This window comes from Microbispora sp. CA-135349 (assembly GCF_050947365.1).
GTDB lineage: Bacteria > Actinomycetota > Actinomycetes > Streptosporangiales > Streptosporangiaceae > Microbispora.
Genome location: NZ_CP192001.1, coordinates 4449819 through 4461594 on the forward strand (window position 1 = coordinate 4449819; position 11776 = coordinate 4461594).

Annotated in this window: 8 protein-coding genes; 5 read left to right on the forward strand and 3 right to left on the reverse strand. The window is 73.9% G+C overall.

Annotation, left to right across the window (positions count from 1 at the left end):
* Positions 1-9: 9 nt before the first annotated feature.
* Positions 10-1740: a DNA polymerase/3'-5' exonuclease PolX gene (gene polX / locus ACQPZZ_RS20840; protein ID WP_432920639.1), complete on the reverse strand. Its 1731-nt coding sequence runs from the start codon at positions 1738-1740 to the stop codon at positions 10-12.
* Positions 1741-1980: 240 nt separating this feature from the next.
* Between polX and ACQPZZ_RS20845 the strand changes: the two genes are divergently transcribed.
* The 5 genes from ACQPZZ_RS20845 to ACQPZZ_RS20865 all read left to right on the forward strand — a co-directional run bounded on the left by ACQPZZ_RS20845 (position 1981) and on the right by ACQPZZ_RS20865 (position 8052).
* Positions 1981-3171, forward strand: coding sequence for a sensor histidine kinase (locus tag ACQPZZ_RS20845; RefSeq protein ID WP_432920642.1), 1191 nt, complete (start codon positions 1981-1983; stop codon positions 3169-3171).
* On the forward strand, positions 3168-3773 hold the full coding sequence (locus ACQPZZ_RS20850) for a response regulator (RefSeq protein ID WP_432920645.1): 606 nt from the start codon (positions 3168-3170) through the stop codon (positions 3771-3773). The genes ACQPZZ_RS20845 and ACQPZZ_RS20850 overlap by 4 nt, the downstream gene beginning before the upstream one ends.
* Positions 3774-3927: 154 nt before the next feature.
* Entirely contained in the window at positions 3928-5190 is a 1263-nt protein-coding gene (locus ACQPZZ_RS20855; RefSeq protein WP_432920648.1) for a cytochrome P450 family protein, read from the forward strand.
* 139 nt (positions 5191-5329) lie between these two features.
* Positions 5330-7708 (forward strand): AAA family ATPase, encoded by a 2379-nt coding sequence (locus ACQPZZ_RS20860; protein ID WP_432920651.1) that lies wholly within the window; start codon positions 5330-5332, stop codon positions 7706-7708.
* On the forward strand, positions 7708-8052 hold the full coding sequence (locus ACQPZZ_RS20865) for a hypothetical protein (RefSeq protein ID WP_432920654.1): 345 nt from the start codon (positions 7708-7710) through the stop codon (positions 8050-8052). Before ACQPZZ_RS20860 ends, ACQPZZ_RS20865 begins: the two co-directional genes overlap by 1 nt.
* 4 nt (positions 8053-8056) lie before the next feature.
* Here ACQPZZ_RS20865 and ACQPZZ_RS20870 read toward each other — a convergent pair whose 3' ends face one another.
* Together ACQPZZ_RS20870 and ACQPZZ_RS20875 are read right to left on the reverse strand one after the other, a co-directional pair.
* The gene (locus tag ACQPZZ_RS20870) at positions 8057-9595 is read right to left on the reverse strand and encodes a protein kinase domain-containing protein (protein ID WP_432920657.1); all 1539 of its coding nucleotides are present in this window, start codon (positions 9593-9595) and stop codon (positions 8057-8059) included.
* A gap of 24 nt (positions 9596-9619) precedes the next feature.
* A complete protein-coding gene (locus ACQPZZ_RS20875; RefSeq protein WP_432920660.1) occupies positions 9620-11518 on the reverse strand; it encodes an N-6 DNA methylase in 1899 nt (632 codons plus the stop codon).
* Positions 11519-11776: the final 258 nt, after the last annotated feature.

An 11776-nucleotide genomic window follows, 5' to 3' on the forward strand; every position in this document is an offset into this window, starting at 1 on the left:
AACCCCCCTTCATCGCGGCCGGAGGAACTCCCGAAGCCGGCCGAGTGGCCAGGTGTTGATTACCCGTTCGGGGGTGAGCCAGCCCCGCTGCGCGGTGCCGACGCCGTACCGCATGACGTCGAGGTGCGGCACGGCGTGCGCGTCGCTGTCGATCGAGAACAGCACTCCCCGGGCGGCCGCCCGCCGCACGAGGTCCGCGGGCAGGTCGAGCCGGTCGGGGAAGGCGTCGATCTCCAGCGCCGTCCCGGTGCGGACACAGGCGTCGAACACCCTCGGCCAGTCGGCGTCCACCGGGTCCCGTCTGCCGATGATCCGGGCCGTCGGATGGCCGATGATCTTCACGTACGGGTTCTCGCAGGCCCGGATCAGCCGCCGGGTCATCTCCTCGGGCGGCTGGGTGAAGTGCGAGTGCACCGAGGCGACGCACAGGTCGAACCCGGCCAGGAACTCCGGCGGCCAGTCGACCTCGCCGTCCGGGCCGATGTTGAGCTCGGTGCCGTGCAGCAGCGTCATGCCGGGGCGGGCGGCGGCGAGGCGGCGGAGCCGGTCGCGCTGCTCCAGCGCCTTCTCGCCGGTCATCCGCTGCATGAACAGGTTGGGCGCGTGGTCGGTCACCGCGTAGTAGTCGTAGCCGCGCGCCGCGGCCGCCTCCACCATCTCCTCCAGTGGCGCGAGCCCGTCGGTCAGGTCGGTGTGGGTGTGCAGGTCGCCGCGCAAGTCGGCCGTGGTCACCACCCTCGGCAGCCCCTCGCCCAGCGCGGCCTCGATCTCCCCGGCGTCCTCGCGCAGCGCGGGCTCGATCCACGGCAGGCCGAGCATGCCGTACACCTCCGCCTCGTCCGCCGAAGCGATCTTCTCGCCGGTCGCCACGTCGAACACGCCGTACTCCGACAGCTTCAGCTTGCGGTGCACGGCGATCTCCCGGGTGCGAATATTGTGCGCCTTCGACCCGGTGAAGTACTGCAGCGCGGCCCCCCAGGAGTCCCTCGGCACCACCCGCAGGTCGACCTGGAGCCCCGCGGCCGTGCGGACCGAGCTCTTCGTCTCGCCGTGCGCGATCACCTCGGTGACGTACGGCAGCGTGGTGAAGGCCGCCATCAGGGCGGCCGAGTCGCCGGCCGGGTCACCGGCACTCGCCAGGACGTCGACGTCGCCGATCGTGTCCTTCATCCGGCGCAGCGACCCCGCGTACGCGCACCGCTCGCAGCCCGGCACGGCCGACAGCGCGGGGACGACCTCCTCGGCGACCGCCATCGCGATCCCGATGTGCACCCGGCTGCCGGTCTTGCGCATCACCTCGATGCCGTGGAGCAGGTTCTCCTCGGTCTTCGCCCCGAACCCGTGCAGGCCCTGCAGGGCCCCCGCGTGGATCGCGTGCTCCAGCCTCTCGACCGAGTCGACGCCCCGCTCGTGATACAGCACCATGGCCTTCTTCGGCCCGAGCGTGGGGATGGTCGTGAGCAGGCGGACCCCGGCCGGGATCTTCGTCCGCAGCTCCTCCAGCTGGTGGATCGCCCCGGTCCGCAGGTACTCGTCGATCTTCGCGGCGATCGACGCGCCCACGTTGGGTATCCGCCGCAGCTCCGGCACGTCCATGCCGTCGACGTCCCGGCCGTACCCGCCGACCGACCGGGCCGCCTTCTCGTAGACCCGCACCTTGAACGCGTCGCCCCCGGTGATCGCGATCAGGTCGGCGTACTCTTGCAGCAGCCCGGCGACCTCCTCGTTGCACCGTCTCATCGCACGCACCCCCAACGTCAGGCTGCTGCGCGCCCCGGAGACCTCTCCAGGTGCGGAGGTCCCGGCTCGGTGTGACCGAAGACCCGGCCCGGCAAGCCACAGGGCAGGCACGAGTCGGCGATCACCCTGTCCGGGCCGTCGCCGGACGAGCCGGACTCCTTCGTCTGGGCCATTCGTACCGCCGGGACCGCGATATTCCACCCTGTCCACCGTTATTGGAAGCCGACCATAATGGCGGCCATGGCAGAGGCGGCGGCGCGGGCGGACGAGTGCGGGCCCGGGGTGCGGCGTTCCCGGCCGTGGCCGCCCGCGCGGCTGCCGGGCCGGGTATTCGCTCCCGCGCTCGGGCTGACCGTCCTCCTGCTGACCGCGCCGGCCATCGCCGCGGCGTCGGCAGTTCCCGCCTGGCCCGCGTGGACCCTGGTGGCCGCCGCGGGGTTGTCGTTCGCGGGTGCCGTGCTGACCGCCGGTCGCACCCGCCCGGCCGTACGGCCCCTGCCGCCGGTGTTCGCCGGGCTGCTGGCGGCGACCGCGATCACCGCGAACCTCGCCTACCCCTCGGCGGACGAGTGGCGGACGCTGTTCTCCCTGCTCGCGGTCGCCGTGGCGCTCGTCGCGCCCACACGCGTCGCGGCCTGGGCCGTCGCCGTCACGGCCGTTTCGGCCGCCGCGATCGTCCTGGCCCGGGGCGGCGCCCTCGACGTGGCCCTGTGGGGCACGGCCCTGACCGCCGCGCTCGCCGGGATCACGACGTACGGCTTCCGCCGGATGGCCGAGGTGATCGGGGAGCTCGGCCGGACCAGGGAGAAGCTGGCCGTCGCCGCCGTCTCGGCCGAGCGCCTGCGCTTCTCCCGCGACCTGCACGACCTGCTCGGCCACACGCTCTCGATGGTGGTCGTCAAGGCCGAGGCCGTACGGCGGCTGGCCCCGCGCGACACGGACGCGGCCGTACGGCACGCCGCCGACATCGAGGCCATCGGGCGGCAGGCGCTGACCGAGGTGCGCGAGGCGGTCACGGGATACCGGGACGCGAGCCTCGCCGCCGAGCTGGACAGCGCGAGGGCGGCCCTGGCCGCGGCCGGCGTCGACTGCGTGGTGAAGGAGTCGGGGCCCGCGCTGTCGTGGGAGACCGACATGCTGCTGAGCTGGGTCGTGCGGGAGGGGGTCACGAACGTGGTGCGGCACTCCGGCGCCCGGCGCTGCGTCATCACGCTGCGCCGCGACCGCGACCCGGTGCTGGTCGAGGTGAGCGACGACGGCGCCGGCGGACCGGCCCGCGAGGAGGACGGCAGCGGCCTGCGCGGGCTGCGCGAGCGCCTGACGGCGGCGGGCGGGCGGCTGACCGCGGTCCGCCTGCCGCGGGGGTTCGTCCTCACCGCCGAGATCCCGCACGCGGGTGTGGACGACGACGACCGGAAGGACGGCCCGTGACCCGCGTGCTGATCGCCGAGGACCAGACGATGATGCGCGACGCGCTCACCGTGCTGCTCGACCTGGAGGACGACTTCGAGGTCGTCGCGCAGGTCGCCACGGCGGGCGAGATCGTTTCCGCCGCGTTGCGGGCCAAGCCCGACGTGGCCCTGCTCGACATCGAGATGCCCGGCGGCAGCGGGCTCGACGCGACCGCCGACCTGCGGGCCGCCCTCCCGGAGTGCGTGGTGGTCATCGTCACGACGTTCGGACGGCCCGGTTACCTGCGCCGGGCGCTGGACGCGGGCGCCCGCGGATTCGTGGTCAAGGACCGGCCCGTCGGCGAACTGGCCCAGGCGATCAGGCGCGTGCTGGCGGGCGAGGTCGTGGTCGACCCCGCCCTGGCCACGGCCGCCCTGAGCGCCGGGCCAAGCCCGCTCACGCCGCGCGAGCGCGAGGTGCTCATCGCCGCCGCCGACGGCTCCGCCGCCGCCGACATCTCGCGCCGCCTCCACCTGTCGGAGAGCACCGTACGCAACCACCTGTCGGCGTGCATCACCAAGACCGGCACCCGCAACCGGATGGAGGCCGTCAGGGTCGCCCGCCACAACGGCTGGCTCTGACCCGTCGGCGGGTGGCAGACACTCCTCGCCGAGCGCACGCAGAGTGTGCGCGGACGGGTGGGCGCGGACGGGTGGGCGCGGAGCCATTGCTCCGATGCCCGCTCTGACATACGTTGACAGCCCCGGTCATCATGCCGAACCCGCGGGGGTGGTCATGAGCACGTCCAGCACGGCGGAGCCCGTCAACCTGTTCGACCCGGCCCTGGTGCGCGATCCGTTCGGGGGCTACTCCCGGCTGCGGGAGCAGGCCCCGATGGTGCGCGGCTCCTTTCCCGGCCTCAACTCCCCGGTCTGGCTCGTCACGCGATACGACGACGTCAAGACCGTGCTGAGCGACCGCCGCTTCGTCAACAACCCGGCGAACGTGCCGGGGGCCGACGTGCACAACATCCGCGAGGAGCTCATCGAGGCCCGCGGCATCCCGCGTGAGTACGCCGCGTACATCCTGGACAGCGTCCTCGACGCCGACGGCGACGACCACCTCCGGCTGCGCAGGCTGGTCTCCCGCGCCTTCACGGCCCGCCGCGTGGCCGAGCTGCGCCCCCGGGTGGAGGAGATCACCGAGAACCTGCTCGACCGGCTGCACGGCCACGCGGAGGACGGCGTCGTGGACCTGATCGAGCACTTCGCCTACCCCCTGCCGATCACCGTCATCTGCGAGCTGGTCGGCATCCCGGAGGAGGACCGCCCGCTGTGGCGGGAATGGGGCAGGGCCCTGGTCTCGCTCGAACCGGGAGCGGCGGCCGAGCCGCTGCGGCACATGGTGACCTACATCCTGGAGCTCATCGACCGCCGCCGGGCCGAGCCGGCGGGCGACCTGCTGACCGGGCTGATCCGCGTTCACGACGAGGACGGCGACCGGCTCACCGACACCGAGATGGTCACCATGGTGCTGACCCTCGTCCTCGCCGGGCACGAGACCACCGCCCACCTGATCGGCAACGGCACCGCCGCGCTGCTGACCCACCCGGACCAGCTCGCCGCGCTGCGGGCCGATCCCGCGCTGCTGCCGCGCGCCGTGCACGAGCTGATGCGCTGGTGCGGGCCCGTCCAGGGCACCCGAATCCGGTACGCCGCCGAGGACGTCGATTTCGGCGGCATGACCGTGCGCCGGGGCGAGCCGGTGATGGCGGTGCTGGTGTCGGCCAACTACGACCCCCGGCGCTTCGACGACGCCGATCGTCTGGACATCGCCCGCGAGGCCGACGGGCACAAGGAGGTCCATGTCGGCTTCGGCCACGGCCTGCACTACTGCCTGGGCGCGGCGCTGGCCCGGCAGGAGGGCGAGGTGGCCTTCGGCGCGCTGCTGCGCCGTCACCCCCGGCTCGAACTGGCCGTCGCGCCGCAGGATCTCGACCGGCAGTTTCTCCCGTTCTCCTGGCGCCTCGCCCACCTTCCCGTACGCCTGGGGACATAAAGGACTTCAGTCCGAAACCAGGGTAATCTCCCGTATGCACGTGAAGGGCATACACAGGTGTGCTTTACTGCTTGCGGGCGGGATCCGCACGGCCGCCCGCCTGCAGCCCTGCTCACCCCCGCACACCAGGAGATCCCCCATGCCCGACGTCCCCCGGGCCGCCGTTGCGGCCACCTTGGACGAGGAAGTCGAGGCCCGGCTCGCGGAGGCGAAGCCGCCCGCCGAGGTGGCGGAACTCGTCCGCGCCGCACTCGGCGCCGCGCCGCCCCAGGACTCGCCGGCCGTCTCCGGCGTCTACCTGGGGGCGGTGACCGTCCGGGGGTTTCGCGGCATCGGCCGGGCCGCCCGCCTGTCCCTGACCCCCGGCAACGGGCTCACCCTGGTCACCGGCAGGAACGGCTCGGGGAAGTCCAGCTTCGCCGAGGCCGTCGAGACGGCGCTCACCGGTGAGAACTCCCGGTGGAGGGACAGGTCGCAGATCTGGACCGGCGGCTTCGCCAACCTCCACGCGGGGGTCGCACCGGAGATCGAGGTCGAGCTGGCGATCGCGGGCGACAGCGAACCGAGCGTGGTGAGACGCACCTGGACCGATGACAGGCACGACACCACTGCCGCGACCGTCACCCGCCCCGGTCGTCCGGAGACGCCGCTCGCCGCTCTCGGGCTGGCACGCGCCCTGACGGACTTCCGGCCTTTCCTCCCGTACGCGGAGCTGGGCACCGCGCTCGACAAGCCGACGGAGATCCACGACAAGATCTCCGCGATCCTGGGCCTGGGGCGGCTGGCCGCGGCCTGCACGACCCTGCACGATCAGGCGCTGGCGCTCGACAAGACGGCACGCACGCCGCGTAAGGCTCTTCCTCCGCTGCTCGCGCGGCTCGCGGGCGTGTCCGATTCGAGAGCTGCGGCCGCGCACGCCGAGCTGAGCAAGGCCCACCCCGATCTGTCCGTCGCCGAGGCGCTCGTGACGGGCGAACGCCCGCGCGACGCCGAGCACGAGGCACTGCGCCGCCTCGCGGACCTCACCGGGCCCGCCGAGCAGGCGGTCCGGGAGGCCGCCGCGCGCCTGCGCCGCGCCCGTCACGCCGCGGAGCGCGTCAGGGACTCCGCGGCCGAGGACGCCGGAAGGCGGGCCGACCTGCTCGATCTCGCGCTGGCCCACCACCGGCGACACCCGGATGATCCCGCGTGCCCGGCCTGCGGCACCACTGACGCCCTCGGCGGGGGCTGGGCGGCGCGGGCGGCCGAGGAGGTCCCCCGGCTCCGGCGGGAGGCCGCGGACGCGACGGCGGCCGTGCGGGAGGCACGGGACGCGGGCGAGGCCGCGCGCAGGCTCATCGCCGACCCGCCACCCGGCCTGCCCGAACGGCTGGCCGGTGTCTGGCAGGCGTGGACGGCCTGCCGCGCCCTCGGCGACCCCGGCGTCTTCGAGGCCGCCGGGCTCCGGCTGGCGGCCGAGTGCGCGGCCGTACGAGAGGAGGCCCGCCGCCGGCTGGCCGAGCTGGACGGCGACTGGCGGGAGGTCGCACCGGAGCTGGCCGCCTGGTGCCGGGACGCCCGTGCGGGACAGGAGGCGAAGGCGCGCCTCGCGCTGGTGAAGGAGGCCGACGCCCTGGCCCGCGACCTGCACGACACGCTGCGGGCCGAGCGGATGGCGGCACAGGGGCAGGAGGCGCGTCTCTGCTGGCAGATCATGCGCGGGCACAGCAACGTGGCGCTGCGGGAGATCCGCCTGGAGGGCAGGGGCAACCAGCGCCGCGCGGAGCTGAGCGTGGCCGTCGACGACATCCCCGGCGCGGCGCTCGGCGTGATGAGCCAGGGCGAGCTGCACGCGCTGGCCCTGTCGCTGTTCCTCCCCCGCGCCCTCGCCGACCACAGCCCCTTCCGTTTCCTGGTCATCGACGACCCCGTCCAGTCGATGGACCCCGAGAAGGTCGACGGCCTGGCGCAGCTGCTCGACGAGGTCGCCAGGAAGCGGCAGGTGGTCGTCTTCACGCACGACACGCGGCTGCCGCAGGCGATCCGCCGCCTGGGGATCGAGGCGACCATCCTCGAGGTCAGCCGGGGCGAACGGTCCGAGATCGACATCGCCGTCGACCTCGACCCGGTGGAGCGCGCGCTCCGTGAGGCCCGCGGCGTGGCGCTGAACCCCCGGCTCCCCCGCGACGTGGGCCACACGGTGCTGCCGGGGCTGTGTCGCGTGGCGCTGGAGACGGCGTTCGTGGAGGCGGCCCGCCGCCGGCTGCTGTCGGAGGGGGTCGACTACACGGTGACCGAACGCGACATCGCCGACGCCCGGTCGACCGCGGAAATCGCCGCCCTCGCCCTCGGCGTACCGCGCGAGGACGTGCCCGCCCAGCTCAACCACCGCTTCGGCGACTGGGCCGGCGCGGTCTACCGCGCGTGCAACCAGGGCAGTCACAATCCGCGGCGATTCCACGAGATCCTGCGTGGACACGGCAAGGATCCGATCGGCAACGTCACCCGGCTGGCCCGTCGTCTGCGGGAGGCCCGCTGATGTCCCGGTGCCTCACGTTCCTCGACGACGCCGACGCCCTGCTGAGCGCAAGAGGAGACAAGACGTGGCCCAGGGCGGCCGCGTTCCTCATCCGGCTGGCTTTGGAGGCGTGCCTGGCCGACTACTGGTCGAGGACGGCGCCGGGCCTGGAGCGCTGCGACACGCACGCCCAGATCGTCTGCCTCAAGGGCTACCGCGATCCCGGCACCGCCCGGCTGGCGGCGCGGTGCTGGGCCGCGCTCAGCCGCGCCTGCCACTACCACGGCTACGAGCTCAGCCCCACCGCCGCGGAGCTGCGCGGCCTGCACACCGAGGTGCGGGCGCTGGCCGGGCGCCTGTGGTGACGGCCTACAGGCCGGCCAGGATCTCGCGGACCCGCTCGGTGGCGGGGTGGCCGGAGCCGTAGAGCGCCGTGAGGTCGCCGAGCAGGCTGTCCAGCGTCCGCCGGGCCGCCTCGTGCCGTCCGGCGGCGATCTCCAGCTCGCCGACCTGCCGGCGCAGCTCCAGCGTCCGGGGGTCGTCCCCGGGCCAGGCGCGCAGCTCACCCCCCAGCAGGTCACGCGCCAGCCGCAGGGCCGTCTCGGTGTCGCCGAGATGCAGGAAACACGTCGCCTCGCGCATCCTGATCTGGAAGGCCCGCTCGTCGCCGGGGCCGAGTTGCGCGGCGAGCTGGTGGAACGCCTGCGCGGCCGCCAGATGGTCGCCGCCCTCGAAGAGCACGTCGGCGAGGTGGACGCCGAGGCCCAGCACCTCACTGTCGTTCGCGCCGAGTACACGGCCGGCCGGGGCGACGGCCTCGGCGAGCACGGCGGCCGCCTCCGCGTACCGGGACCCGCGCACGAGCGCGTCCGCACGCTGCCGTGCGCGCCGCAGATCGCCACGGCTGAACCCGTCCTGCCCGTCGCGCCGGTTTCCGGCTGCGTCCGCGGGCGCGGCGGACGCGCCCGCGGGCGGAGCCGGTGCGCCGCCCGTGCCGGTGCGGCCGGCCGCGGCGGCGTACATCCGGGCCGGGCTCGGCGCGGGCGAGGTGAACCCCGGGAGCGGCGCGGTGTCCGCCAGGTACGGCATGAGCCGGTCGTGCACCTCCCGCGCGCTCCCTGGCCGGTCCTCCGGGTTCTTGGCCAGCATCGACAGCAGCAGGTCGTCGAGCCCGGCCGGCACGCCGTCACGCCACCGGCCCGCGGGCGCGGGCGGCACGCTCACCTGCTGCCGCATCACGCTGAAGGCGGTCGGGCCGGTGAACAGCGTCCGCCCGGTGAGCAGTTCGTGCAGCACGCAGCCCAGCGCGTACAGGTCGCTGCGGGCGGTGGGCTCCTCCTGGCGCACCTGCTCGGGCGACATGTACGACTCGGTGCCGAGCATCTCACCGGTCCGGGTCAGCTTCGTCAGCGCGGGGTCGTGCATGATCGCCAGCCCGAAGTCGACCACCTGGACCGAGCCGTCCGGGCGCAGCATCAGGTTGGCCGGTTTGAGATCGCGATGCAGGATCCCCCCGGCGTGCGCGGCGTCGAGCACCGCGGCCACCTGGGCGCCGATGGACGCCACCCACCCCACGGGCAGGGCCCCGGTCTCGGCCACGACGTCGTCGAGCCCCGCCCCCTCGACGTACTCCATGACGATGAACTGCCGCCGTCCGCGCAGCGGGTCGTCGTAGGCCCCGGCGTCGTGGACGGCGGGCGTGCCCGGGTGACACAGCCTCGCCATGATCGTGGCCTCGTGACGGAAGCGTGCCTCCCAGTCGCGGTCGGGCACACCGCCGGGGAACCTCACGAACTTGATCGCGACCCGGCGTCCCAGCCTCTCGTCGACGGCACCCCAGACCTCGCCCATCCCTCCCCCGCCGGCGCGTGCCGGGTCGAGCCTGTATCTGCCGGCGATGAGGGTCACCCGCGCCTCCCCGGGACTGTCAGATCATTCGAGTCGCAGGGTGCCATCGAACAGGCCGTCGAAGCCGGCCGCAACCAGGCTCTCGCTCATCTCCCGCGCCGCCCGCATCGCGTCCTCGAATTCGAGCAGCCCGCGGAACGCCTCGCCGTACCTGCGCTGCTCCTCGACGGCGAGCCGGGGCAGTTGCGCGCGGCGGGGATCGAAGCGCATCGAGGAGCCGAGCCTCGTCGAGGTGCCGCCGGCCGCGCGCAGGCATCCGGCGAGGAAGTGCGGGTCGAGCCGCTCGGGATCGGCCCGGATGAGCAGGAGCTGGGCGCCCAGCACCGCGCCGGACTCCGTCATCACCCGCGGGACCGGGCCGCTTCCCGCGATGAGCGGCGCGACCACGTCTCCGGCCTCGATCCGCACCTGGCCCGCCACGTCGGCCGTACGGCCGCTCGGCGCACGGCCGAGCAGCAGGTCCTTGGCGGTGAGCGCCGGAAGGTCACCCTCGTCGGGCATCTTGAGCGGTCCCTGCATGATCGCCACCACGCCCGCGCGGGCGAGTTCGCCGAGCGTCGTCATCGGCAGTTCCCCGCGTCCGCCGGCGACCAGCCTGGGCAGCCCGGCGCCGAGACCGCGCAGCAGCGCCTCGGCCCGTTCCCGGACGGCCGCGTATCCCGCCGACTCCTGTTGCTCCGGCGACACCACCCGATGACCGGTGGTCAGGTCGACCTCCTCGTCGAGGAGGTCGATGATCCGGACGCTGCCGCTGCCCGCGGGCAGCTCGGCGCCCTCGGTGAACGCCTGCCACGCCTTGTCCGCAAGGACGAGATCGTCACCCGCCCCGACCATCAGCACATCGGACGGCGGGCTGTCCCCCGGCACCGGCCGGCGCAGCACCCACAGGTCGGGCGCGCCGCTGGAGGCGGGGGCCGCTCCCGGAGAGAGCGTGATGACGGCCCGCAGCGCCCCCGCGCGCAGCAGGTTGCCCCGGATCCGCCTGCCGGGACGCCTGGCGGCCGCGGTGCCCGGCATCATGACGACCACCAGGCCGCCGGGTTTCACATGAGAGAGGCAGTGCTGCACCCAGGCGAGCTCCGACTCGCCTCGCGGCGGCAGGCCGTACTCCCACCTCGGGTCGCTGGTCAGCTCCTCGTAACCCCATCCGCGCTCGTTGAACGGGGGGTTGCAGACCACCACGTCGGCGAGCTCGCCGGGGAAGGCGTCGGCCCGCAGCGAGTCACCGGCCGTGACGGTGCCCGCGACGTCCGCGAACCGCAGGCAGATCCCGGCCAGACGCGCCGCGCTCTCGTTGAGCTCCTGGCCGAGGGCGCGCGACGCGCCGGCGGCGAGCAGCAGCGTGCCGATCCCGCAGGCGGGGTCGAGGACCGTCGCGCCGGCGGTGCCGCCGAGTCTCGCCATCAGCTCGGCGACGGGACGCGGCGTGGCCAGCAGCCTGCGCGAGTGCAGCTCCAGATAGCGGTCGCAGATGCCCCGGAAGGCCGCCGCGGGGCCCTCGGCCTCGCCCACCTCGGCGATGGCCCTGACCAGGCCGGCGTCCACGGCGACCCCGTCGGGCGCGGCCTCGGGTAGCCGCTTGAGCAGGGAGTCGTCGTCGAGCTCACGCCAGCCGTCCGGATCCTCCCGGAGGGACAGCAGCAGTGTTCCCGCGTAGGCGACGGCGTCGCCCAGCCGGATGTCGTCGGTGCTGGCCCGCAGCCGCTGCCAGAGCCGCTCGATCGGCGCGACCTCGACGTACCGGCCGTGGCGGCGCAGCCACGCCTCGATGTCCGCGAGCGAGAAGGCCGGGCTGCTCGCCGTGCCGCCGACCGGCTGCGGAAAGTCCTCGAACCGCTTGCGCCAGTTGCTCACCGCGGCCCGGCCGACGTCGGCGAGCCGCGCGATGTCGGCCGCGTTGACCGTCACGTCCTCACGACTCATCGTCGTTCCCCCGGAACCCTGCTGTGCGGAACCGTGCTGCCCGGGACCCTGCTGCCCACCGGAGCCGCGCCCACCGGAACCCTGCGCTCTTCCGCCGTGCCGCCCATGCGTATGAACCCCCGGAATCCTTCACGCTCACCAGCATGCCAGGTTCACACCAATCTCGACGGGTGCCGCCAGCTCAGCCAATCCGTCCCCCACACTATCGGAGGGCCCTTCTGCTGGCCTAGCTTCGGACGGTTCTATTTGTTTAGCCGA